This is a genomic window from Flavobacterium sharifuzzamanii, from assembly GCF_003254585.1.
GTDB classification, from domain to species: Bacteria; Bacteroidota; Bacteroidia; order Flavobacteriales; family Flavobacteriaceae; genus Flavobacterium; species Flavobacterium sharifuzzamanii.
This window is the reverse complement of sequence record NZ_QJGZ01000042.1, coordinates 203,232-228,795: the sequence shown is the minus strand read 5'-3', so window position 1 is coordinate 228,795 and position 25,564 is coordinate 203,232. Positions and strand designations below refer to the sequence as shown.

The following is a 25,564-nucleotide window of genomic DNA, read 5'->3' as shown; positions in this document are numbered from 1 at the left end:
AATAAACGATTTACGGTTTAGTATTCAAAGTAAAAATACCTGTTTTATAAACTAAAAAAAGCTGTCTTAATTTCTAAGACAGCTTTTCTTTTTGGTTTATATTATTCTGATTTATTAATTGTTTCCGTAGATTTTTCCGTAAAGATCTTTATAAATTTCTTTAATGATTTTACGTTTCAATTTTAGAGTCGGAGTAAGCTGTCCGCCATCAATAGACCAAACATCTGGAGTAAGTTCAAAACGTTTTACTTGTTCCCAGTGTCCGAATTTTTTGTTGATGCTTTCTACTTCTTCATCGATACGTTTAATCACATCTGGATTTGCGCTGATTTCTGCATCAGAACTTCCTAAAGTGATTTTATGGATTTTTGCCCATTCTTTTACAAATTCAAAGTTTGGCTGAATAAAAGCTCCAGGCATTTTTTCGCCTTCGCCAATAACCATAATCTGCTCAATAAAACGAGATTGTTTCATTGCATTTTCGATCATTTGCGGAGCAATATATTTACCGCCAGAAGTTTTGAACATTTCTTTTTTACGATCTGTAATTTTTAAGAAACCTTCGCTGTCAATTTCTCCGATATCTCCTGTATGGAAATAACCATCAATTACAGCTTCAGCAGTTTTTTCAGGATCTTTGTAGTAGCCTAACATTACGTTTGGCCCTTTTAACAGAATTTCTCCGTCTTCGGCAATTTTCACTTCTACATTACGGATTGGTTTTCCGACAGTTCCAATTTTAAAACCTTTGTTTCTTTGATCGTTTACGGCAATTACTGGAGAAGTTTCAGTCAAACCATAACCTTCCATAACTGGAATTTCTGCAGCAGCAAAAACTCTTGTCAAACGTGGCTGTAAAGCCGCACTTCCAGAAACCATTAAATCTAAATTTCCGCCCAAACCTTCTTTCCATTTGCTGAAAATCAGTTTGCGGGCAATTTTTAATTGAAATTCATACCAAGCGCCATTTGCTCCGTATGGTTCATATTTTAAACCTAAATCGATAGCCCAGAAAAACAGTTTTTTCTTGATTCCTGTCAATTCAGCTCCTTTAGCATAAATTTTATCGTAAACTTTTTCTAAAAGTCTTGGCACAGCTGTAATTACAGTTGGACGCACTTCTTTTAAGTTATCGCTGATTTTATCAATAGATTCTCCAAAATAAACAGATACACCATAATATTGATAGATGTACAAAATCATTCTTTCAAAAATATGGCAGATAGGCAAGAAGCTTAATGCTGTGCTTTTTCCTGGATCAAACGGAATTCTTGGCGAACTGTCTAAAACATTCGACACAATATTTTTGTGCGAAAGCATAACACCTTTTGGTCTTCCTGTTGTTCCTGAAGTATAAATAATAGTAGCTAAATCATCTGTGTGAATGCTGTCTTTTCTAGCTTCCACTTCACTTTGATTGCTGTCATCTTCGCCTAAAATCAATAAATCTGACCAGTGTTTACAGCCATTAATTTCATTAAAAGAATAAACTTCTTTTAAAGAAGGCACGTTGGCTTTAATAGCATTTACTTTTTGCAGAACTTCTTCATCAGAAACAAAACAATAAATACTGCCGCTGTGGTTTAAAATATATTCGTAATCTTCTTCTGCAATAGTTGGATAAATTGGAACGTTCTGCGCGCCGGTCTGTAAGATACCAATGTCCATTACATTCCATTCAGTGCGGTTATTTGAGCTTATTAAAGCAATTTTATCATCTTTCTGAACGCCCATGCGCAATAATGCTCTCGAAATAGCATTTGCTTTTGCAATATATTCCTCGCTAGATGTTTTTTCCCAGACTCCATTTTTTTTGGTTGCGAGAGCAACTGGAAGGTTGTAAGTTTCTTGTTGATAATAGGGAAAATCAAAAAGGCGTGTGATTGAAACCATGTTTAATATATTGAATTATTATTGCAAATTAAATAAAAATCAGGTATGATTTTTAAATTTATAAAATTTAATCGGAAAATTTATGGGTACGATTAAAATTCAACGAAAACGTTTTCTTTTTGGTAGAAAATGAGGGTAAAATTGAATAAATATTTAATAAGGCGACTGTTTTTACAGTTTATTGAACGTTGTAATCTACATATTCTTTCACTCTTTCACCCATTAAGAACATTTTCTTCTTGGCAAAATGAATAGAAAATTGAGAATAATACCATTCTTCGCTATCATTTGGTCTGTACCAGAAAGTATAAGAGGCACTGTTAAACCCTTCTTTGAATACAGGAACGCCTTCTTGTGTGCATTCTATTCCCCAGTTAATTTTTTGCTTGCTCAAATCTTCAGCCTGAATGAAACCTGTTCCATCAGGATTTAATACCGTAATAGGTTGTTTTTGATTTAAAGGAGCGTAAGTTCCAGGAACCGGGTATCCGATTGTTGTAGTAATATAACGTTCTTTAGAATTATGAATAATCGGATCTACGTGAACTTGTGAATGTGATGGTGTAACAGCAAAGAATAAGCTGAAAACTAAAAGTAATTTTAAAAATTTCATTCTATGTAGGTTTAAGTGTTTTTGGGCCTAAAAAATCGAGTGGCTGATTTTTTGCTGGGCGAATATAATCCATTTTTTTTATAGAATGGAAGCTTAAAAATACAAGAATGAAATTTTTATGTTTTATTTGTTTTAGATAAGTTTTTACTCTGTAGAAAACTGATTTTCGAGTAATTTTTCTTTAAAATCAGATCTGAAAGTGTAAGCAAAAGTAACCATTAAAGCACGCGTGTCTGATTTGTTGGTGCGGTGATTGCTAAACAAAAGCGTATTGTTTTTATAACCGCTTTCTAAAGTGTTGAACATATCGGTTACAACCAAGCCTAATCGAGCATTTCCTTTTCCGAGTTTCTGTTGGAATCCCATATCAACATTATAAATCGGAATTCTTTTTCCTTGCGGAGTAGCAACAGCAGAGTTATAATTTCCGATAATCTGAAGCTTTCCGCCTTTCCACGGAACAAAGTTGTTAATCACTTTTCCGTACCAGCTAAATGCACTGCTCACAATATCTTGTGCTTGCGGAAGATTGTCTGCATTGATGTTTTGCTGAAAAGCTGTCAAACTAATATTGGCATCATAAAAAGAAAATGGTTTAAGGGTGAAAATTGTTTCCAAACCATAAGTAACAGTGCTTCCAATGTTTTGTGGTTGGAGCAAAACTACTCCATTGTCTAAAAGCTGCGCATATTGTCTAATTGCATCAGTTGCATTTCTGTAAAAAGCATTGGTCGAAAAGGAATAATGTTCCCAGTTTTTATTATAGCTTATTTCAGCAATATGAATAATCTCTGGTTTTAAGTACGGATTTCCTCCATGCGGATTCAGTGCATCTGTAATATCAATAAATGGATTTAAATCATCGAGATCAGGACGATTAATACGTTTACTATATCCTAGCTTTATAAATTCATCTGATTTTAAATTTAATTGTAAAGAAGCTGACGGAAAGAGTTTTAGATAATTATTGCTGAATCGGTCACTGTTATTTTGCGTTGCGCCTGTATTGGAAACATTTTCTGCACGCAATCCTAAATTGTATTTCCATTTTGGGTTTTCGCTATCGCCAATATAAGAATTCATTAGGCCATAAACGGCATTTATCTGTTCGTTAAATTCAAAACTATTACTCGCTAACGGATTTACAACATAATCGCCATTGATCATATCAGCACTTTCAAAATCTGAATTAAAAAATCGAAAAGTTCCTTTGTAGCCAGTTTCTATAATCGATTTTTCAGAAACGGGAAAAGTATAATTTACAATTGCATTAGAAATATTTTGATTTTCGTAATTGTGTGTTCGCTGTAATTGTGCGTCGCCAATCTGCTGCTGGTATTGATCATAATTGTAAGTATCAATATCGGTGTTTTCTCTGTGTTTTCCGAAAGAAGAAGTAATAGAGGTATTCAAACTTCTTCGGTCATCATCAAATTTACGATCATAAGTAAAAGCGAGCTCGCCAACTCTTGAACGTTCCAGTTCTAAAGAATGTCTTCTGTTGCTAGAGAAAAATGCATTGGAGCTTGTATTTACTTGCGTGTATAAAGTTTCGTCGTTGTCTTGAGTTTCAATATTTCCCAATGCTTCAAAAGAAAAGCTGTTTTTTTCATTTGGAGAAAAATCAATATTCAATTTTAGATTTTGCAGACCTTCAGTTCTTTCATCATTTCTATTTTGATGAATGTAATGTTCGTCATCAATAAAATAATTGGTTCGGTCAGCATTTATTTTTTTTGTTCTTCCGGCAAAACGATTGTCATATCCTAAACCAAAATTCCATTTTTCTGTTTTGTGATTAAAAAGAACAGAACTATTGATTCTCCCTTTTGCTCCAAAACCTGCGCCTAAAGCTACAGCGCCATTTGTACCGCTTTGGTTGTTCTTTTTAAGCTTTATATTAATAATACCACTTTCGGCATTTGCATCATATTTAGCCGTTGGATTACTGATTATTTCGATGCTTTCGATGCTGCTTGCAGCAATCTGATCCATGTTGGTAATGGCAGAATTTTTCCCGTTTATCAAAATCATAGGCGATTTTCCTCTCAAGGTAATGCCACCTTCAGCATCAACGGCAACAGTTGGAATGCTTTTTAGCATATCTGTAGCGGTTCCGCCCGTTTGTGAAATATTCGAAACAGCATTAAAAATAAAGCCTTCGTTTGTTTTCTGAATCTGTTTTTTCTGTGATTTTACAACAACGTCATTAAGTAAATTAGTGTCGTTTTGCAATTTGATTGTTCCTAAGGAAATTGGACTTTCAGACACTTTTACTTTTTGAGAAATAGTTTTAAAGCCAATTAATTTAAATTGAAGATGATAATCTCCTGAAGCAACATTTTCTAAAGCAAAATTGCCCAGAGCATCCGTTACAGCGTAATTGGCAACTTTAGTAGAATCGTTGACGCTTTTTAAAACGATATCAACAAATTCCACAGGAAATTTTCCGTCAGTAATATTTCCTTTTATAGCTGTGCTTTTTTGCGCAAAGGAAAATTGGCTTATAATAAATAAGAGAATCGGTAGGTATATTTTTTGTGTCATATTTTTCATGTGACAAAGATATTTATCCGATTGTTTACGCTTCCTTAAGCTGTCTTAAGATACCATTAAATTAATCTTAGAATAGTTTTAAATAGTTTTGTATTTCGGTTTAATATCCATTCATACAAAGTTTGTCATTCCTTGTTCCTTGGAATGACAAGATTGAGGAAAAGTAATTTTTTGCCACAGATTAAAAGGATTAGAATGATTTTTTAATTGATGAAAAAGAATCTGTGTTAATCTGTGTAATCTGTGGCAAACAAAAAACGCCCGATAAATCCGGGCGCTTTTAGTAAAAATATATTTTTAGTTTTTCTCAATCCATTTTCTGGCGTTAACAAAAGCTTCATGCCAAGGCGTAACCTCGTCATTTCTGTCTTTTGGATAATGAGCCCAGTTCCATTGGAAAGTAGAACGCTCAATATGAGGCATCATAACCAAATGTCTTCCAGTTTTATCACACATCATTGCTGTGTTATAATCAGAACCGTTAGGGTTTGCAGGATAACCTTCGTAAGCATATTTAGAAACGATGTTATATTGGTCTTCTGCATAAGGTAATTTGAATTTACCTTCTCCGTGAGAAACCCAAACTCCTAAAGTGCTTCCTGCCAAAGTTGATAACATTACAGAATTATTTTCTTGAACTGTTACAGAAGTAAAGATACTTTCGTGTTTCTGGCTTTCGTTATGGTGCATTTTTCCGTGAACTTCATGTTCTGGATTAATAACTTCTAATTCCATAAACAATTGGCAACCGTTACAGATTCCAACAGAAAGAGTATCTTCTCTTTTGAAGAAATTATCTAAAGCTGTTTTTGCTTTTTCATTGTATAAGAAAGCTCCAGCCCAACCTTTAGCCGAACCTAAAACGTCTGAGTTAGAGAATCCTCCAACTGCTCCAATAAACTGAATGTCTTCAAGAGTTTCACGACCAGAAATTAAATCCGTCATGTGAACGTCTTTTACATCAAATCCAGCTAAGTACATAGCATTTGCCATTTCACGCTCAGAATTACTTCCTTTTTCACGAATAATAGCTGCTTTTGGTCTTGGTTTAGAATTGTCGATTTCCGGTTTCTTTCCTGTAAAATGTGTTGGGAAAGTATAGTTTAAAACCTGATTTTTATAGTTTTCAAAACGTGCCTGAGCTCTTCCGTTTTTAGATTGTTTTTGATCTAATAAATAAGAAGTTTCAAACCAAACGTCTCTGTAAGTTGGAATATCTAACTTCCAATTTGCAACTTCTAAAGTTGCTGTAGAAGTTACAGAACCAATTTTGAAGAATTCAACATTATTAGCATTTAATTTAGCTTCAACAGCTGCATCAGATTTAGCTTGGAATACAATTCCGATATTTTCAGCGAAAAGGATTTTTAATAAATCTTTTTCCGCGAAAGCGCTGAAATCAATTTTTGCTCCAAGATTTACATCTGCAAAACACAATTCTAATAAAGTAGTAATTAAACCACCGCTTCCGATATCGTGACCTGCTAAAATTTGGTTGTCGCCGATTAATTCCTGAATCGTATTAAATGCATTTTTGAAGAAAGCCGAATCTTTAATTGTAGAAGTTTCGTTCCCGATTGTATTTCTAATTTGTGCAAAAGATGAACCTCCTAATTTGAAATCATCCTGAGACAAATTGATATAATAGATTGAATCTCCGTTTTTCTGTAAAACAGGTTCAACTACTTTTCTAATATCTGTACAGTTTCCGGCAGCTGAAATAATAACCGTTCCTGGCGCAATTACTTCATCGTTTGGATATTTTTGTTTCATTGAAAGTGAATCTTTTCCTGTCGGAATATTGATTCCTAATTCAATTGCAAAATCTGAACATCCTTGTACAGCGTCGTATAAACGAGCATCTTCACCTTCGTTTTTACAAGCCCACATCCAGTTTGCAGATAATGAAATTCCTTTCAATTGATCTTTAATTGGAGCCCAGATAATGTTTGATAATGATTCTGCAATAGCATTTCTAGATCCTGCAACTGGATCAATCAAAGCAGCGATAGGAGCGTGCCCGATAGAAGTTGCAATACCTTCTTTTCCTAAATAATCTAGAGCCATAACTCCAACATTATTTAAAGGCAATTGTAACGGTCCAGCATTTTGTTGTTTAGCTACTTTTCCACCTACGCAACGGTCAACTTTGTTCGTCAACCAGTCTTTTGAAGCAACAGCCTCTAAACGTAAAACGTCTTTTAAATAGGTTTCGAAATCTCCTGCGTTGTAAGCAACATCAGCATATTTTCTATCAACTGTTTTGTCTGTCATAACCGTTTTTGGAGAACTTCCGAAGAAATCTTCTAAAGCATAATCCATCGGTTTTGAACCGTTAGTTTTTGATTGGAAAGTAAAACGGTGATCTCCCGTAACATCTCCAACTTCATACATTGGAGAACGCTCTCTGTCAGCGATTCTTTGTAATGTATCAATATCTTTTTGACCAATAACTAATCCCATTCTTTCTTGAGATTCGTTACCGATAATTTCTTTTGCAGAAAGTGTTGGGTCTCCAACAGGCAATTTATCTAAATCAATCAAACCTCCAGTTTCTTCAACTAACTCAGAAAGACAGTTTAAGTGTCCACCCGCACCGTGATCGTGAATAGAAACAATTGGGTTATTGTCGCTTTCTACTAAACCACGAATCGCGTTTGCAGCACGTTTTTGCATTTCTGGGTTCGAACGCTGAATCGCATTTAACTCAATTCCTGAACCGAAAGCTCCTGTATCTGCAGAAGAAACTGCAGCACCACCCATTCCGATTCTATAATTTTCACCTCCAAGAATTACAATTTTATCGCCTTCTTTTGGTTTGTGTTTGATAGATTGATCTAATTTTCCGTAACCGATTCCACCCGCTTGCATGATTACTTTGTCGTAACCAATTTTTCTGTTTTCTTCTTCGTGTTCGAAAGTTAAAACAGAACCTGTAATAAGTGGCTGACCAAATTTATTTCCGAAATCTGAAGCTCCGTTTGAAGCTTTGATTAAAATATCCATTGGTGTTTGGTACAACCATTTTCTTTCTTCAACAGCATTTTCCCATTTTCTATCTTCTTTCAAACGAGAGTAAGAAGTCATGTAAACTGCAGTTCCAGCCAATGGCAATGATCCTTGACCTCCAGCTAAACGGTCACGAATTTCTCCTCCAGAACCTGTTGCAGCTCCGTTGAAAGGCTCAACTGTTGTTGGGAAATTGTGTGTTTCGGCTTTTAATGAGATAACCGAATCAAATTCTTTTATTTCGTAAAAATCAGGTTTATCAGCCGATTTTGGTGCAAACTGCTGCACTTTTGGTCCTTTTACAAAAGCCACGTTGTCTTTGTAAGCAGAAACAATATCGTTAGGATTTTCTTGAGATGTTTTTTTGATTAATTTGAAAAGAGAAGTTTCTTTTTCTTCGCCATCAATTACAAATGTTCCGTTGAAGATTTTGTGACGGCAGTGCTCTGAGTTTGCTTGAGAGAAAGCAAAAATTTCAGAATCTGTTAATTTTCTTCCTAGTTTAGTTGAAAGATTGTTTAAATACTCAACTTCTTCTTCGCTTAAAGCTAAACCTTCTACTTTGTTGTATGCAGCAATATCATCAATTTCTAGAATTGGCTCTGGCTGAATGTTGATAGTGAAGATTTCTTGATCTAATTCGTTGAATTTTTGAGAAAGCATTGGGTCAAAATCAGTAAAATCTTCCGTTGCAGGATGAAATTCTTCGATTCTGATAATGCCAGAAATTCCCATATTTTGAGTAATTTCTACAGCATTTGTACTCCAAGGTGTAATCATGGTAGCGCGTGGGCCAACAAAGAAACCAGGTAATGCAGATTTTTCGATCTTACTTGCGTCGGCAAAAAGCCAGTTTAATTTTGAAATGTCTTGAGCTGAAATTTCGTTTTGCGTTTGTACGGCAAAAACAGTTTTGCTTTGGTTTTCAAAGAAATGGATCATTTGTGTAGTTTGTTGTATTGAGCTGCAAATTTAATGTAAATAAATAGTAAGCGCAAATTTGAAAACCATCTCTTTTCAAAAAAAATGAAATTGCTTTTTTCTTGCATTTTTTCTACCAAAAAGACGCAATATCAAGAGGTTTCGATCTATGAGAAAATTTAAAGATTTAGTAATTTTTCTTTTTTGATATGTTCTGTAATATTAAACTTTTAGAAAGGAAAAAGTCAGAACTGAAATGATACAGTTTTGGCATTTATACATGAGCAAATCTGCAAAATTTACGAAACGCAGAAAGTGATTAAAAATACGTTTCTAAAGAAAAATCTTTCACAGATAATGAAAAAAGCGGCAATTTGCCGCTTTTTTGGTTGATGAAAATCTAAATTTTAATTAATAATGACCTTTTTAAAAGCTGTTTTTTCTCCTTTTACAATTTTAATAATATAGATTCCTGTTGAAAGATTATGTACAGAAACCTCTGGAGAAGTTGTGTTTTGTTGTTCGAAAACTTTCTGACCAGAGAATGAGAAAATTTCAACAGAATAAGGACTGTTTATAATACCTGGCTGAATATTGAAATTTCCATTAGACGGATTTGGGTAAATCGCAATTTCGCCTGCAATGACCTCTTCTTCGATTTCAGCAGTCTGAACCATCTTGCTCGCTAAGTTGTTGCAAGTATCTTGAGAATACGAATCCCATTGTGCGCTTAAATTGAATGTTGTGCTCGGAGTAGTCACAGTAGATTTTCTTCTTAAAGTAACATCGATGGCAAAATTGGCTGTTCCGCCATTGAAAGTTCCGATAATGTCAATTAAAACTCCATTTTTAAATAAACCTACAGCATCATTTCCATTAAAAGTAAGTTCAGTTGCGGTGGTCGAAATATTGGCAGCACTCGTAGAAAAACAGCTAGATGACATAGAACTGTTTACAATTACAAATTTGCTTCCAGTAGCTAAAGTTCCGCTCAAAGCTAAACCTGTACTCCAAGAACCTGCTCCATTTGTTTGTTTTTTAATTGTATAAGCCGATAAATTAATAGAAGCTCCAGTATTGTTTGCAATTTCTAAAGCTTTGTTGTTTCCAGAGCCTTCAATGTATTCAGAGAAAAGAAGATCGGTTGCAGTTCCAGTTCCGTTGCTGTCTGTTGTAACGTTTATTGTATTGCTTGACGCAGAAGCATTTCCTGCTGCATCTTTTGCTTTTACATAAATAGAATAAGCTGTTGAAGCTGTTAGACCTGTAATTGTTGTACTTGTGCTAGAAACGGTTGTTTTTAAAACACTATTTGCATAAACATCATAACCTGTAACGGCTACATTATCTGTAGAGGCCGTCCACGAAAGTGTAATTGAGGTTGCAGTTTTTGATGTCGAAGCCAAACTTGTTGGTACAGTCGGTGCTTGAGTATCGCCAGAAGGAGCTCCACCCCAAATTTGATTTACATATTCTGGATGATCAATAAACGGATTACGATTATTTTGGCGTGAATAAATTGCGTTGTTTCTCGCAATTTCTCTTGCGCTAACGGGGTCTTGCGCGTGCCAAGCTAAAAGCATATTCAAGAAAGCTGTTGTAAAAACTTGGTTGCTTGAACCATTAAACATAGCATAAGAATAACCTGCGACAGTGTTTTCGTATCGCGTTGCAAAATAGAAATACATTCGGGCAATATCGCCTTTAAAATCATTGATTGGTTCGAAAACTGTTCCCGAATATCCAGAAACGGCACTTGATCCTAATTTGCTTCCGTTTTGAGAAGTGTATGTTGCGGAACTTACATTTCCGTGCGGATAGTTCGAACGTATTCCGTTTACTTTTCCGTCGGTTGGAGTTATAAAATGGGCATCGGCAACCATTGGTGATTGTTCATTAAAAACCGATTGCGGAATAATGTGTTCTCTATTGTAGCAATCGCCTTCAACAGAATAACTGCCACATCTTTGAGTAGTTCCAGTTGTATAAGTGTACGGATCTGTTCCAGAAGGATTTTCAGAATACATATCTAAAACAGTTCCGTCATTTTCGTAGAAATTGTCAACGTCTGAAGTTTGGTAAGTAGTGTACAAACCTGCATATCCATTATCAGTATGACCTTTAATAATGTTATACAATTGTGTTTTTAAAGTGTATCCCGTTCCTGTCGCCGTGCTGTAATATCCAGATGGAATTTGGGCAAAACCAATTGTAGTAAGAAACAATAACAGTAAAAAGTAGTTTTTTTTCATAATTAATAGGTTTAAGATTTGGTTGATAAGATTGTTTTAAAAACTTGATTATTAAGTTTTTAAAAATGTGTTATAACAAATCTACTATTTTTATGAAAGCAAAACGTTAAGCGATGTTTAATTTTAGATATATTTTCTTACGCAGATTAGTTGTGCTCAATTTTTGTTATTTCGACGAAGGAGACTCGAGCGATAGCGAACAGGCGAAGCACATCTCCACAGGTAGCTCTGCACAGAATGTCGCCAATCTTTGCAAGAGGCTTGATAAAGATTAGATTTTGGTTCAAATATTGAATCGCAGTGCGTCTAAGGTATTGTGGATATTCGTTGCGTAGACGCACTGCAGTGCGTCTCTACGATATACTTTGTGACATAAAAAACCTTCGTGGCAAAATCATCATTTAGGGAAATCCTGACTCTGATAAGCACCCAAATCTGGAGGCGAAGTTCTTGCAATTCCTAAAATATCTGTTGGAATTATATAGGCCTGATTCCCTTTCGCGAAAGCGGCAGAAGTTTTATCAATATTTAATTTGTTTTCAGAAACATTATAAAATTTCGGATTTTCATTCAGAATAATATTCGTGTAATGTTCTGTATCGGTTTTAAATTGATAATTAGGATCTTTAGTTGAGCTACTAAATTTTAGTAGACAATTGTTTAATTGATATACAAATGGCGCGCTTGTATTTTTATCTAAATTAAATTCATTTGTAGCCGAACCGTAAATAATGCAATTATTAAAAGTTGCCTGAGTAAGCGGATTGGTTTCTGGAGTTGCCCCTGCCAAAGAATTACTTAAGTTAACCGCAAATTGAGAAGGTGTCGACCAGTTGTTGTTGAAAGTGCAATGCGTAAATTTGTAGTTTCCGCCATAAACACAAGATAAACTAGCTAATCCAGCATAATTAATGGCTATGTTTTCTCCAATAATTTGAGCGTTTTGAGCTAAGATTCCGTACTCGACACAATTATAAATCTGCGAATTTTTAATTTCAATTGTATTTAATGGACTTCTGAATTCTAAACCAGTAACGGCATTTTTTAAAGTCAGATGATTAATAGAATGATTCATACTTCCTTTCTCAAAAATAACCGATTTCCATTGTCCTGGAATATCGGAATAAAGTGATTCTAAACGATCGCCTTCAAAAATCACTTCGTTTTCGAGTTTATCAGTTGTAGAAGTTGTTCCATTAATTTCTAGAGAGGCTTTATTGCTAACATACAATCCAGAATTGGCGTGAAAATGAACTCTTGCGCCAGCTTCAAAGGCTACTGTTTTGTTTTCAGGAACACCTGCATATCCGTAAATCACATAAGGCTTGTCATTTGTAAAAAGAAGTTCGTTTCCGTTTGTTGGATCATTTTCGCTTAAATAAAATCCATCAACATCTTTGCCGTCGATTTTAATTTTTTCTTTGGTTCCGTCAGGATTTTGGTTGGGATATAAGAAAACCGCATCTTGAATTAAGGTTACCAAAGCAACTTCTTGAAGATTAGCGCCGCTGTCAAACTGAATTTCATCGGTATATAAAAAATCTGATGGATTGGCGTCTGTGATATCTGCTGTAGTTTCTATAAAAATGTACAAACTGTCTTTTGCTAAAAGCGTAACATCTTTAAAAATCTTTCCTTCGTTGCCACTCATTCCGTCAACCGTCATTCTGTATTTAGAATTCAAGCCTTTTTTAAATTGAACAGTCGGAATCGAAATATCGTTTTTGCTTCGGTTATAAACTTTCAATTGATAAGTGCTTGAACCTATGTTTTTAAAAACAGTATCCAAATAAACGGTGTCTTTTGAGAACTTCAAATCTCCGGAACTGGCAACAGTATCAAAGTCAGTTCGGCAAGAGCTGAACGCTAAAATTAAACCCAGAACGAAGATTGAAAAGTATTGACGCATTGTTGTTTTTCTTTTTTTTTTTTTGCCACAGATTAAAAGGATTAAAAAGATTTTCCGTAATGAGATAAAAAATAAATCTGTGTTAATCTGTGTAATCTGTGGCGAAAAAATCTTAGCCAAAGATTTGATTGTTTTTGTAAAAATAGCAAAAAACTGACAAGTTCATAATTGATTTTTAATTTTAGAATCCGAATTTTAGATTTATGTCTTATCTTTCTTTAATTTTACGTTTTTAAAGTTTATTTTAATGAATTATACAAAAGAACAGATTTTAGCGCGCTGTAATGAGTTTTCTAAAAATACATTAATGGAAACGCTGAAAATTGAATATATCGACGCCGGAGAAGATTTTTTAACTGCAAAAATGCCTGTAAATCCAAGCGTTCATCAACCAATGGGATTGTTGCATGGAGGCGCCTCTGTAGCTTTAGCAGAAAGCGTTGGAAGTGCGGCTTCATTCTTTTTTATTAACCCGAAAGAGCAGGAGGTAAGAGGTATCGAAATTTCGGCAAATCATCTAAAAAGTATTCGTGAAGGTTATGTTTTTGGAACAGCCAGAATTATTCACAAAGGAAGAAGCCTTCATCTTTGGGAAATTAAAATTACCGATGAAGAAGGAAACTTGGTTTCGCTTTGCAAACTGACGAATATGGTTTTGGATAGAAAGAAAAGTGAGTAAATTATGAATCCATTTTTCTTAAAAATTAAAAATCATAAAGAACAAAATTTACCTTTTGTACTTTATTCAAAACCTAACTCAACAAATTTTGTTGGGATTTTACAACAGAACAATAATTTAAATACCGTTTCTGATTACAGCGAAAAAGGGTTTGTTTTTGCTTCTTTTGATGAAAAACAGCTGGTGCTGATTCCTGAAAATGAATCGGAAATTATTACTGCTGAAAAAGAAAAAACTTCTTTCGAACCAATTGAAATAGACGATTTTAGTTTTGATCTAGAAGCTAAGTCTCAATATGAATATTTAGTTGCTAAGGGAATTCAAGCGATTAAAAATGAAGAATTCAAAAAAGTAGTTTTATCAAGAAGTGAAGAAGTTCCTTTGGCCGAATTTGACTTCATCGAAACTTTTCAGTATTTGGTTCAATTATATCCCGCGACTTTCTGTTATTGTTTCTTTCATCCTAAAATCGGACTTTGGATGGGAGCAACGCCTGAAAAACTCTTAAAAGCAAACGGAAATGTTTTTGAGACAATGGCTTTGGCAGGAACGCAGAAAGATAATCAGGAAACAGAAATTGTTTGGCAACAAAAAGAAAAAGACGAACAGCAATTTGTAACTGATTTTATCGTAAAAAGACTTCGAGAGTTTACGGCTTCGGTTGTAGTTTCTGAACCATACAGTTTAAAAGCAGGATCAATCTGGCATATTAAAACTGATATTTCTGGTGTTTTAAAAGATAATTCGACTTTAGAAGAAGTAATAGATACCTTGCATCCAACGCCTGCCGTTTGTGGACTTCCCAAAAAGAAATCGAAAGCATTCATTTTGGAAAATGAAAACTACGATAGAACTTTCTATACTGGTTTTCTAGGTGAATTAAACAGCACTTTTGCAGGGAATAATGCAAGTTCTGATTTATTTGTAAATTTACGATGCATGCAGATTAAGGAAAATAAAGCCATTCTGTATATGGGCTGCGGAATCACAAAAGAAAGCGTTCCCGAAAAAGAATGGGAAGAAAGCGTCAACAAATCGATGACGATGAAAAGAGTTTTGAGAAAATAGCTTATTAAATTGTTTCAAGTTTCAGGTTTCAAGTTTCACGTTCTGGTGACAACTTAAAACCTGAAACTTGAAACTTGAAACAAAAAGTAAATGAAATTAGACATATTAGCCTTTGGCGCACATCCAGACGATGTAGAATTAGGTTGTGCTGGAACCATTTTAAAAGAAGTATCACTTGGTAAAAAAGTAGGTATTGTAGATTTAACGCGTGGTGAGTTAGGAACTCGTGGAACTGCAGAAATTAGAGATCAAGAAGCAAAAGACGCCGCCGCGATTTTAGGAGTTCTTGTTCGTGAAAATTTAGCAATGCGCGACGGATTTTTCGTTAATGATGAAAAACATCAATTAGAAGTCATTAAAATGATTCGTAAGTATAAACCAGAAATTGTTTTGTGCAATGCAATTGACGATCGCCACATTGATCATGGAAAAGGAAGTAAATTAGTTTCTGATGCTTGCTTTCTTTCAGGATTAATGAAAATTGAAACTATCGTTGATGGTGAAAAACAAGAAGCATGGAGACCTAAAGTTGTATATCATTATATTCAGTGGAAAAATATTACTCCAGACTTCGTTGTTGATATTACAGGATTCGAAGAAAAGAAAGTAGAAGCGATTATGGCTTATAAAACCCAATTTTATGATCCGAATTCAAATGAACCTGCAACACCAATTACCAGCAAAAACTTCTTTGAAAGCTTAAATTATCGTGCAAAAGACTTAGGAAGACTTGTTGGTAAAGATTTTGCTGAAGGTTTTACAGTTGAAAGGTGTTTGGCAGTCAATAGTTTAGAAAATTTGATATAATTTTTATAAAAATTTTTCATTTTTTTCTTTGTAGAACTCAACCTTTGTTCTATATTTGCACTCGCTAAGCAGAAAAATGGTGGTTGTAGCTCAGCTGGTTAGAGTAGCGGTTTGTGGTGCCGCGGGTCGCCGGTTCGAACCCGGTCAGCCACCCAGATTTAAAGCCTTGAAGAAATTCAAGGCTTTTTTTGTGCGTTTAATTTTGTGAACCATATAAGTTATATAAGATTATTTTAGAGTAAGACTGAAAATTACTTGGTTTAAAAAGAGGAGGGGGTCAAAATTTTTTAATATCTAAAATTTTGATCTATTTTTAATTCCAAATGTTTAAATATAGCCCGTGGTTTCAACCACGGGAACGTTCGCATATGTAAGGGCATGGATCGCGCAATCGTTGTGTTCCAGCGGTTGAAGCCGCTTGTTATGTTTTCATATGCTAATGGGTAATTTAAGGAGTATATGAAATCATTTTTGTGATTACTAGTTCTTCACTGAAATTAAAGTTTGGAATTTGGAATTTTTTATTTTGAATCTAATCTTAAAGAGTTTGGAATTTTTAGAATATTGGAAATTAAAAAAGCACAACTGCTTAAGTTGTGCTTTTCTGGTGGTTATTATATTTGGTTTATGTATTATCGAATTTCTTCAAATGTAGTACCTTGTTTAATATCGCCCGTTTTATAACCTTTCTTAAACCAATACATTCTTTGTTCTGAAGTTCCATGGGTAAAAGAATCTGGAACTACATGTCCTTGCATTTTACTTTGAATTGCGTCGTCTCCAACGGCGTTTGCTGCACTTAATGCTTCCTCGATATCGCCAACATCTAGATTTTCTTGATTGTAATGTGCCCAAACACCAGCGTAGAAGTCAGCTTGTAGTTCTAAAGCAACAGATAATTTATTAGCTTCTGCTTCACTTTTTCCTTGCTGTTCCTGACGCATTTTTGCAGACGTACCGAGCAAAGTTTGTATGTGGTGACCAATTTCATGGGCAATAACATAAGCAATGGCAAAATCGCCACCTTTTGCGCCAAATTTACTTTTTAGCTCCTCAAAGAAACCTAAATCCATATATACTTTTCTGTCTCCTGGGCAATAAAACGGACCAGAGGCTGATGATGCGCCTCCGCAGGCAGTTTGTACGCTACCTTTAAAAAGCACTAATTTTGGCTTTTCGTATGTCATGCCATTTTCTGCAAAAACTTTACTCCAAATATCTTCGTTATCTGCTAAAACAACTCTCACAAAATTCCCCATTTCTTCGTCTTCTTTGCTTAAAGGCGCTGCGGCTTCTGTCTGTTGGCCTTGACCGCCTTGCATTTGTTCTAGAATTGGTGCTATCTGCTGGCCAGTTTCACCGCCAAAAACATTAAGCAGTAAAACAATGATTCCGATAACTCCACCGCCAATTATTGCTTTACCCCCGCCGGAAATTGATCTTCTGTCTTCGACATTATCACTTTGTCTTCTGCCTTGCCATTTCATATTGAATTGTTTTTTTTATTTTTTGATTGAAACGTTGTACGAATTTATAGATTTTTTATGATAAATTTTACAATTGAAACGCTAATGTTTAGTTTTTGGTCACACTTTTCAGTGCCAGCAAACAATCTGAAACTGAAAACTGCGACTGCGACTTACAACTAAAAAATTATCCCAGCCATTTAATTAAAGCTTCTTCAACACTTCCTTTCATAATTGGTTTAGAAATGTAATCGTCCATTCCTGCAGAAATGCATTTGTTTCGTTCTTCTTTTTCTGCGCCAGCAGTAACGGCTATTATTGGAACATCGCGTCCTTTTTTAGTATTTCTAATTGCTTTGGCTGTTTCGTAACCATTCATAATTGGCATCTGAATATCCATAAAAATAATGGTCGGATTAATTTTTTCAAATTGCTGAATGGCTTCGTACCCATTTTCACATTCGAAAATAAAAGCATTATTGTACAGATTTTTTATAATTGTCTTAAGAAGAAGCATGTTTACTTTGTTGTCTTCCACAATTAAAAAAGTAATATTGTTACCGTTTGTTTCTATTTCATCAGAATCCAGATTGATGTTTAAACTTTTGAGTTCGGTATTGTATTTATCATTAATGCTCTGGTTGCTGGTCTTTAAATTCAAATCAAAGAAAAAAGTGCTTCCTTCGTCAATTTTGCTTTCAAGCTGTAAACGGCTTTCCATTAAAGCAAGCAACTGATTAGATATGGTTAAACCTAATCCAGTTCCTCCAAATTTTCTGGTTGTAGAACTGTCTTCCTGAGAAAAGGCTCTGAAAATTCTTTTCTGATTTTTTTCCAAAATACCAATTCCAGTATCGATAACCGCAAAGCGAATGACACAATTGTTGTTTTTGTTTTTTTCTAAAACGGAAACATTTAATTTGATGGAGCCTTCAGTTGTAAATTTAACTGCATTAGAAAGTAGGTTGATCAAAATCTGTTTGATGCGGACAATATCTGTCCAGATATATTTTGGAACTTCAGGATCTATATTCAACTCAAGTTCTAGATTCTTTTTGTTGGATTCGTAGATAATTAAATCAAAAATTTGTCCTAAGATTTTTTTGATATCATATAAGTCAATAAAGAGCTCTAATTTTCCAGCCTCAATTTTTGAGAAATCTAAAATGTCATTAATAATTTCAAGAAGAGAATGAGCCGATTGGTTAATTGTGGTCATGTATTTTTCTTGAATTTCCTCTAAATCTGTTTTCATTAATAAATGTGTAAAACCAATAATTCCGTTTAGAGGAGTTCTAATTTCGTGAGACATATTGGCTAAAAAGTCAGATTTTGATTTGCTTGCGGCTTCTGCCAGCTGTTTGGCTTTTATGGCATCTTCAATTTCTTTTTTGCTTGTAATATCAAAATAAATTCCGCCAACAAATTCAATTTCATCATTTCGCTTAATTACGTCTCCAAATTCTTCTATCCAAATATACTCTCCGCTTTTGCGCTTAATGCGATAGACATTATGCAAAGGCATTCCGTTTTGGAGATTATCGATTTGATTGTTAATTACATCTTCTTTATCATCAGGATGAATTAACGATAGAAAAGATAAATTATTTTCAATAAATTCAGATTTTGAATATCCTGTAAGGTTTGAGACTTCGTCGTTTAAGAATATTTTGGTCGAGAAAGCGTCAAATTTTGATAAATAAACCGTTCCAGGAATATTGTTGGCAATCAATTTGAATTTTTCCTCGCTTTGGATAATTTTAGTTTCATTTCGGTTTCTTTCTAATGCAGACGAAATGTTATTTGCTAAAACCTGAAAGATATTAATTTCGTCCTCAGACCATTCTCTTTCTGTCGTGCAATCATCAAAGCCAATAAAACCAGTGAAAATGTCATTTATGTAAATTGGTAAAATTAAAATCGACTGAATTTCGTTATCGATCAGAAGCTTTTTGAAAAAACCGTCATTAAGGTTTCGGGTTAGCGTATTTAGGATTTTTCTTTGTGATGCGGCATCGTAAATCTCTCGCAGATTTTCTTCGGTCATAGATCGCAATGGCGTGATCTGATGCGTAACCCCTTCACGCGACCATTTGTATTTCTGGCTTACAGTATTGTAAATAGCATCTTTTTCGTAGTAGTACATGTGATCTACTTTGGCTGCTTTTCCAATAATGTTATACGTTTCTTCAAACATCTGATGAGTAGTTTTGCTTAGCAGAAACTTTTCGGTACACAAAGAAAGTGCAGACAAAAGCTGTCCCTTAAGTTCTAATTTTCTTTCTGCCTCTAATCGCATTTGTGAAGAAATGGCAAGCGAAATTACATCTGAAATGGTTCTGGCATAGTTAATGTCTTCATTGTCCCATTCGCGTTTATGTTCCGTGCTTTCAAAACAGACCACACCTGTCAATTGTCCTGTCAAGAAAATAGGCACATCCAGCATTGATTTTATGTCGTTTTTTGTAAAGTAAAGTTTTTGAAATTCAGATGTTTCCAGTTTGTTGAATACATCTGGAGCATTTATAATGGCTTTGTTGTTTAGTGTTTCAAAATAAATAGGATAGGATTCCTTGTTTAAAATATTTTTGTCACTTACACTTTGATTGTCAAGGCTAAAAAGATTTTTGCAAGTTATGAGGTCATTGTCATATTTCCAGAAACTTACACGATTGACATTGCTTATTATAGCAGCTTCTTTTAGTATTAAATCAATGATTGTGTTTAGTTCGTTATATTTGCTAAAGTCTGTAGTAGATAATTTTTTGGTTGAACTATTATAGGCCTCAATTTTTTTAAGACGTCTTTTTTTCTCCTTTTCGATATTCTTTTTTTCGGTAATATCTCTTGCAATTCCAGAAAAGCCAGTTGTTAATCCTAAATCATTTTTGCGTACAATAATCTTTTGCGAAATCCATATTTCTTCTCCGTTTTTCTTCAGAATTGGAATTTCAATAATTGGATAATTATTTTCATTTAGCACTAAATTTTCATAAAAATCTACTGCACTGGTGATGTAGTTTTCGTGAATAAAATTAGAATAGTGTTTTTTAATGATTTCATTTTCAGTATAGCCAAGAGTAGAAAAGCCAAATTCATTGATGAAAGTAAAATAACCTTCTGCGTCAATTTCAAAAATGATATCGGTTGCGGTCTGAATTAGATTTTTGTATTGATCCTGAACGATAACCTGCTCTGTAACATCTTGTCCGATACTTATGATTAAATCTTCTGAGAACTTTTTATCTTTCCATTGGATATATTTGTATTCGCCACTTTTTGTTTTTAATTTCCTGATGTACAGCTTGTTTTCATGATTTTTGATCGGATCTAATTTTTCTTCTGAATCCTCAGTTAATTCCCAGAATTTTACTCCCATAACTTCTTCGGGCAGATAGCCTAAAATGGGAGTTATGGTTTCGCTGCAAAAAAGAATTTCGCTTTTTTGATTGGAGGCTATTGTAAGTGAATTTCCTTTGTGAACTATTTCATTTGCAAATCTAAAATTGTCACGATTGTTTAATAAAACAGCATATTTTACCTGATTTATAATGAAAATCAGAATGCAGAAGTTAAGCAATAAAATAGAGGATTTTATTGGAATAAGGTGAAATGCTAACGTCGCAATTAAAAAAGCAAAGGTTAATCCGATAAAAGTCCAGTAAATTTTTATAGGCTTGAGGATGTTGTACGAAAAGAAAAAAGAAATCAGAAAAACAATTATAGGTACAACATCATTTCTTAAGGTAACAATGTTGTAAGCGACATAACTGATATAAATAAAGAAGCAAGAAATAAAAATCTGCTGAATTTTATCTCTTACCCATTTGATTCTATTTGTTATAGTGTAAATAAAAAGAACAAAAAAGCCAATGAGAACATTAACTACCAATAGGCTTTTGGGTCTAATTTTGAAGATTTCATTGATAATTTCGATAACAATTACCGCAATGCCAAAAAATAAAATATAAAGCTGATATTCTCTGCTAACAGTATCTTGTTCTTTCTTTTTTTCTATGAAATACCCAATTTTTGCTTTGATTTTGAAAAATTGATACACCAAAAGCGACAGAAAAGCAAAGAGCGATAACCCTAAAACAACAAGTTTATGGTTGTTGTAATAAATAATATCAGGATTAAATACATACCATCCGGTCATAATTGATTCAAAGGCACTTCCACTAGCGGAAATTCCTGAGATAACCGAATTGAAAATACTATAGTTTGCGGCCATAGAATTTGGGGTATGTTAGTTAAGTAAATAGCGTTTGAAAATTCTTGAAAAGAAGTGGTTAGATTCTCTATAATTAAGAATTTTCTATTTTAATCTACATTGTATTTTCCGATTGAATCAATTGAATCTTCTTCTTCTTCAGATTGTGTTCCAAAAATGGCAAAATATGTAGCATATTGCATTGAACTGTTAAAAACTGCAGTAAATATTATTCCTACACAGCATGCTACAAGCCCTACTAAAGCACCCAAAAAACCTATGATGAAAAATGCAAATATATTTAGCGGATTTTTAGTAACTATAATAATGCTAGCTTTTAAGGATTCTATTCCTGTTAAATTTCCAAAGATAATTAGAGGGGTTGATAAATAAACGAAATAAGATATAATGTAGGGAATTGCAAATGCAATTAATTCTCCAAATGGAATATTTAAACTTCTAATTAAATTAGAAATTAAGTTCCCTGTAATAGCGGCGATAATAGCAGCGATGAAAATCTGTGCAAAATATTTTCCTTTGTAATAGCAGAACATCGTAGAGACATTAAATTCAATATCTTTATCTGCAGAATCTGCCATTTTTAAAAATCCTGCGCCAAAAGGAGCTATTAATGCTGCTAGCACAGAAAATCCGATAGTTTGGACTAAAAGCTCAACAGCTGTAAAATTTTGATTTGCGAATTCCTTTAGATAATCTTGCTTTAGGCTTTCGATTCCAAAATAAGCGATCAATATCCCTACATACGCCATCACAATGATAATGGTTAAGACCAAAATGATAAGTCCCGAATAAAGAGCTATTTTTTTATAGTTTTCGAAAGCGTGGTTAAAAACTGTAGAAAAATCAAGGGAAAAGCCATTTCTTTTAATGTCTTCAATTTGATCACGTGTAGATTTCATTTGTATGTAGAATTGTTTTATAGACTTATAATATTTGAAAGGTATCTTGACGTAAATATAATATTTTTAATCAATTCTATATAAAAATCTATAAAACATTCCGAAATGTTTTTAACTGATTTATAGCCAGTCTAAAATCCTTTTTATAGAAGCTAGTTTGTTTTTATATGGTGCATAACGCATTGGTAAATCTAGCCAGTTTCCTTTTTTTACAATTGCTTTATGATGCGAAAATGTATCAAAGCTTCGTTTACCATGATATGCTCCAATTCCGCTATGGCCGACACCGCCAAAAGGCAATCTATTATTAGAAAAATGAATGACAGAATCATTGATACAACCACCTCCGAAAGAGTATTTTGAAATTAGTTTCTGTGTAAATGAATTATTTTCGCTAAAAATATAAAACGAAAGAGGTTTCTCGTAACGGCTGACAACCTTTTCGATGTCGTTTTCATTTTCGTAAACTAAAATCGGCAGAATGGGACCAAAGATTTCTTCTTTCATAACGGGACTATCTAAATCTGGCTCTTCAAGAAGCGTTGGTGCGATATAAAGTTTGTTGGCATCGCTTTCTCCTCCAAATAAAATATGCTCGTTCTGAATCATATTGGTCAGTCGGTACCAGTTTTTTGTATTTATAATTCGAGCAAAATCAGGAGATTTGTCAATTTTCTTGCCGTAAGCTTTAATGATTTCTTCAATTAAATACGAAATGAAATTCACCTTCATATTTTTCTGAATCAGAATATAATCGGGAGCAATGCAAGTCTGACCAGCATTAATGAATTTTCCCCAAACAATTCGTTTGGCTGCAAGTTTTAAGTTGGCAGTTTCATCAATAACACATGGATTTTTTCCTCCCAATTCGAGTGTAACTGGAGTTAAATTTTCAGCTGCTGCTTTTGCAACAATTTTACCTACAGCGACGCTTCCAGTAAAAAAGATATAATCCCAACGTTGTGCCAGCAGTTTATTAGAAACTTCGATTCCGCCTTCAAAAACTTCAACATGATTAATATGAAAAGTTTTTTCTATAATTTTTGCAATTACGGCAGAGGTATGGGGTGTAAGTTCAGAAGGCTTTAAAACTACTCGATTTCCTGCAGCAACTGCAGCAACCAATGGGCATAAAGCAAGCTGAAAAGGATAATTCCAAGGAGCAATAATCAATACATCTCCGTAAGGCTCTTTGTAGATATAATCGCTAGAAGGAAAATTAAGAATAGATGGAAAGACACGTTCAGGTTTTGCCCATTTATTGATGTTTTTTATAACATCTTTAAGCTCCGAAATTACATAATTGGTTTCGGTTAAAACAGCTTCGAACTCTGGTTTTTTAAAGTCATCATGTAAAGCTTTTACGATTAAATCTTCACTTTTCTGAATATTGTATAATAACTTTTTTAGAGTTTCCTTTCGATACCCGATGTCGTTTTTGAAGTCCATTTTCCGATTAGCTTGTTTTTTACTCCATGCAAGTTAATCGATAAAATTTAAAAATTTAACAATTAAATCATAAAAATCATACAGCATTCCAAATCGGGTCGTCTGGAGTAGGCGCGATAATAGTAATGTTTTCTTTAGAAACAGGATGTGTAAAAGTTAGTTTTCGGGCGTGAAGATGAATTCCGCCATCGGGATTGCTTCGGTCTGCACCGTATTTGAGATCACCTTTAATCGGAGAACCAATTGCGGATAATTGAGCACGAATTTGGTGATGACGCCCTGTATGTAAATTGATTTCGAGCGCAGTATAATTTTGAAGTTCTTTAATTATGGTATAATCTAAACTTGCTAATTTGCTATCGGGAACTTCTTTTAAATGTGCTTTTGAAGTATTGTTTTTTTCGTTTCGTTTTAAATAATGAACCAATTTGGCTGAAGCTTCATTAGGTTTATTCTTTACAACAGCCCAATATGTCTTTTTAGTTTCTCGATTGCTGAACAATTCGTTCATTCGAGATAAAGCTTTACTGGTTCTAGCAAAAACTACAATTCCTGTTGTAGGTCGATCCAAACGATGAATAACACCCAAGAAAACATCTCCAGGTTTGTTGTATTTTGTCTTAATGTATTCTTTTACTACATCAGATAATGGCTTGTCGCCAGTTTTATCTCCCTGCACAATATCTCCCACACGTTTGTTAACCACAATAATGTGATTGTCTTCGTGTAAAACTTGTAAATTGTCTTTGGTAGAAATAATTTTCATGATGAGAATTTCGAATTATATGTGTAGATTTGGCTAAAGCCTTTAAGGAGGATTAAAAATAAACCTCCAGCTAAAGCTGGAGGCAATTTATAAAACCTTTGAACCTTTGTTACTTTGCCTCTTTGTATCTAAAAAAAACCTTAGAACCTTAGCAACTCAGAACCTTAGTACCTTAAAAAAAAATTAATACTGTTCATTAGCATTAGGGAAATCACTAGACTTCACATCAGCAGCGTATTGTCCGATTGCTTTTGTCATTTCTTCGTAAAGATTCAAGTAACGACGAAGGAAACGCGGACTGAATTCGTTATTCATTCCTAACATATCATGAATAACTAAAACTTGACCATCAACACCGCCTCCAGCTCCAATTCCGATAACAGGAATAGAAATACTATCAGCTACTTTTTTAGCAAGTGCTGCTGGAATTTTTTCCAAAACAACAGCAAAGCACCCTACTTTTTCAAGCATTTGAGCATCTTCGATTAGCTTCTCAGCTTCTTCTTCTTCTTTAGCGCGAACCGTATAAGTTCCGAATTTATAGATAGACTGAGGAGTTAAACCTAAATGTCCCATAACAGGGATTCCAGCATTTAATATTTTTTTGATAGACTCTTTAATTTCTTTTCCGCCTTCAAGTTTTACAGCATGTGCACCGCTTTCTTTCATGATTCTGATAGAAGAACGTAAGGCTTCTTTTGAATCTGACTGATAACTTCCGAAAGGTAAGTCAACTACAACCAAACCTCTTTCTACAGCGCGAACTACAGACGAAGCATGGTAAATCATCTGATCTAAAGTAATAGGTAGAGTAGTTTCGTGACCAGCCATTACGTTTGATGCCGAATCACCAACTAAAATTACATCAATACCAGCGGTATCAACAATTTTAGCCATTGTATAATCATACGCAGTAAGCATAGAGATTTTTTCTCCATTGCTTTTCATTTCAATTAATGACTTTGTTGTGATTCTTTTATAATCTTTTTTTGCTACTGACATTTTATTGTTTTTTTGATAATGTAAAAGTATTGAATAATTGT

15 protein-coding genes and 1 tRNA gene are annotated in these 25,564 nt (G+C 34.1%); 4 read left to right on the top strand and 12 right to left on the bottom strand.

Going from position 1 to position 25,564, the window contains the following annotated elements; all coding sequences use genetic code 11:
- Positions 1–114: 114 nt before the first annotated feature.
- From DMA14_RS20725 to DMA14_RS20700, 6 genes are all read right to left on the bottom strand, one after another.
- Positions 115–1,893 carry an AMP-dependent synthetase/ligase gene (locus DMA14_RS20725; RefSeq protein WP_111426407.1) on the bottom strand — a complete coding sequence of 593 codons (1,779 nt, stop codon included), beginning with the start codon at positions 1,891–1,893 and terminating at the stop codon, positions 115–117.
- Positions 1,894–2,071: 178 nt separating this feature from the next.
- Entirely contained in the window at positions 2,072–2,506 is a 435-nt protein-coding gene (locus tag DMA14_RS20720; protein WP_111426406.1) for a hypothetical protein, read from the bottom strand.
- Positions 2,507–2,650: 144 nt separating this feature from the next.
- Positions 2,651–5,053 carry a TonB-dependent receptor domain-containing protein gene (locus DMA14_RS20715; protein WP_238990012.1) on the bottom strand — a complete coding sequence of 801 codons (2,403 nt, stop codon included), beginning with the start codon at positions 5,051–5,053 and terminating at the stop codon, positions 2,651–2,653.
- Between the two features lie 306 nt (positions 5,054–5,359).
- Positions 5,360–9,013: a phosphoribosylformylglycinamidine synthase gene (gene purL, locus DMA14_RS20710; protein WP_111426404.1), complete on the bottom strand. Its 3,654-nt coding sequence runs from the start codon at positions 9,011–9,013 to the stop codon at positions 5,360–5,362.
- Between the two features lie 386 nt (positions 9,014–9,399).
- Entirely contained in the window at positions 9,400–11,244 is a 1,845-nt protein-coding gene (locus DMA14_RS20705; protein WP_111426403.1) for an endonuclease, read from the bottom strand.
- 397 nt (positions 11,245–11,641) lie between these two features.
- Positions 11,642–13,153, bottom strand: a complete 1,512-nt coding sequence (locus tag DMA14_RS20700; protein WP_111426749.1) for a hypothetical protein — start codon at positions 13,151–13,153, stop codon at positions 11,642–11,644.
- A 247-nt stretch (positions 13,154–13,400) separates the two neighbouring features.
- Here DMA14_RS20700 and DMA14_RS20695 point away from each other — a divergent pair, with 247 nt between their 5' ends.
- The 4 genes from DMA14_RS20695 (at position 13,401) to DMA14_RS20680 (ending at position 15,860) form a co-directional block, all read left to right on the top strand.
- Positions 13,401–13,832: a PaaI family thioesterase gene (locus DMA14_RS20695; protein WP_012026684.1), complete on the top strand. Its 432-nt coding sequence runs from the start codon at positions 13,401–13,403 to the stop codon at positions 13,830–13,832.
- Between the two features lie 3 nt (positions 13,833–13,835).
- Positions 13,836–14,900: a chorismate-binding protein gene (locus DMA14_RS20690; RefSeq protein ID WP_111426402.1), complete on the top strand. Its 1,065-nt coding sequence runs from the start codon at positions 13,836–13,838 to the stop codon at positions 14,898–14,900.
- 90 nt (positions 14,901–14,990) lie between these two features.
- Positions 14,991–15,707: a bacillithiol biosynthesis deacetylase BshB1 gene (bshB1, locus tag DMA14_RS20685; RefSeq protein WP_111426401.1), complete on the top strand. Its 717-nt coding sequence runs from the start codon at positions 14,991–14,993 to the stop codon at positions 15,705–15,707.
- Positions 15,708–15,786: 79 nt separating this feature from the next.
- Positions 15,787–15,860, top strand: a tRNA-His gene (locus DMA14_RS20680).
- Positions 15,861–16,339: 479 nt separating this feature from the next.
- Here DMA14_RS20680 and ypfJ read toward each other — a convergent pair.
- From ypfJ to panB, 6 genes are all read right to left on the bottom strand, one after another.
- Entirely contained in the window at positions 16,340–17,194 is an 855-nt protein-coding gene (gene ypfJ, locus DMA14_RS20675) for a KPN_02809 family neutral zinc metallopeptidase (protein WP_111426400.1), read from the bottom strand.
- 166 nt (positions 17,195–17,360) lie between these two features.
- Complete coding sequence (locus DMA14_RS20670) at positions 17,361–21,407, bottom strand: PAS domain S-box protein (RefSeq protein ID WP_111426399.1); 4,047 nt, start codon at positions 21,405–21,407, stop codon at positions 17,361–17,363.
- 89 nt (positions 21,408–21,496) lie between these two features.
- Positions 21,497–22,306: a hypothetical protein gene (locus tag DMA14_RS20665; RefSeq protein WP_111426398.1), complete on the bottom strand. Its 810-nt coding sequence runs from the start codon at positions 22,304–22,306 to the stop codon at positions 21,497–21,499.
- Between the two features lie 120 nt (positions 22,307–22,426).
- The gene (locus DMA14_RS20660; protein ID WP_111426397.1) at positions 22,427–23,755 is read right to left on the bottom strand and encodes an aldehyde dehydrogenase; all 1,329 of its coding nucleotides are present in this window, start codon (positions 23,753–23,755) and stop codon (positions 22,427–22,429) included.
- Between the two features lie 76 nt (positions 23,756–23,831).
- A complete protein-coding gene (locus DMA14_RS20655) occupies positions 23,832–24,521 on the bottom strand; it encodes an RluA family pseudouridine synthase (protein ID WP_111426396.1) in 690 nt (229 codons plus the stop codon).
- A gap of 183 nt (positions 24,522–24,704) precedes the next feature.
- Positions 24,705–25,523, bottom strand: a complete 819-nt coding sequence (gene panB / locus DMA14_RS20650; protein ID WP_111366180.1) for a 3-methyl-2-oxobutanoate hydroxymethyltransferase — start codon at positions 25,521–25,523, stop codon at positions 24,705–24,707.
- Between the last annotated feature and the right edge of the window lie 41 nt (positions 25,524–25,564).

Excerpts from the sequence above, each read along its gene's own strand:
- DMA14_RS20725 (WP_111426407.1), bottom strand. The coding sequence starts at position 1,893 with ATGGTTTCAATCACACGCCTTTTTGATTTTCCCTATTATCAACAAGAA.
- DMA14_RS20720 (WP_111426406.1), bottom strand. The coding sequence starts at position 2,506 with ATGAAATTTTTAAAATTACTTTTAGTTTTCAGCTTATTCTTTGCTGTT.
- DMA14_RS20715 (WP_238990012.1), bottom strand. The coding sequence starts at position 5,053 with ATGACACAAAAAATATACCTACCGATTCTCTTATTTATTATAAGCCAA.
- purL (WP_111426404.1), bottom strand. The coding sequence starts at position 9,013 with ATGATCCATTTCTTTGAAAACCAAAGCAAAACTGTTTTTGCCGTACAA.
- DMA14_RS20705 (WP_111426403.1), bottom strand. The coding sequence starts at position 11,244 with ATGAAAAAAAACTACTTTTTACTGTTATTGTTTCTTACTACAATTGGT.
- DMA14_RS20700 (WP_111426749.1), bottom strand. The coding sequence starts at position 13,153 with ATGCGTCAATACTTTTCAATCTTCGTTCTGGGTTTAATTTTAGCGTTC.
- DMA14_RS20695 (WP_012026684.1), top strand. The coding sequence starts at position 13,401 with ATGAATTATACAAAAGAACAGATTTTAGCGCGCTGTAATGAGTTTTCT.
- DMA14_RS20690 (WP_111426402.1), top strand. The coding sequence starts at position 13,836 with ATGAATCCATTTTTCTTAAAAATTAAAAATCATAAAGAACAAAATTTA.
- bshB1 (WP_111426401.1), top strand. The coding sequence starts at position 14,991 with ATGAAATTAGACATATTAGCCTTTGGCGCACATCCAGACGATGTAGAA.
- ypfJ (WP_111426400.1), bottom strand. The coding sequence starts at position 17,194 with ATGAAATGGCAAGGCAGAAGACAAAGTGATAATGTCGAAGACAGAAGA.
- DMA14_RS20670 (WP_111426399.1), bottom strand. The coding sequence starts at position 21,407 with ATGGCCGCAAACTATAGTATTTTCAATTCGGTTATCTCAGGAATTTCC.
- DMA14_RS20665 (WP_111426398.1), bottom strand. The coding sequence starts at position 22,306 with ATGAAATCTACACGTGATCAAATTGAAGACATTAAAAGAAATGGCTTT.
- DMA14_RS20660 (WP_111426397.1), bottom strand. The coding sequence starts at position 23,755 with ATGGACTTCAAAAACGACATCGGGTATCGAAAGGAAACTCTAAAAAAG.
- DMA14_RS20655 (WP_111426396.1), bottom strand. The coding sequence starts at position 24,521 with ATGAAAATTATTTCTACCAAAGACAATTTACAAGTTTTACACGAAGAC.
- panB (WP_111366180.1), bottom strand. The coding sequence starts at position 25,523 with ATGTCAGTAGCAAAAAAAGATTATAAAAGAATCACAACAAAGTCATTA.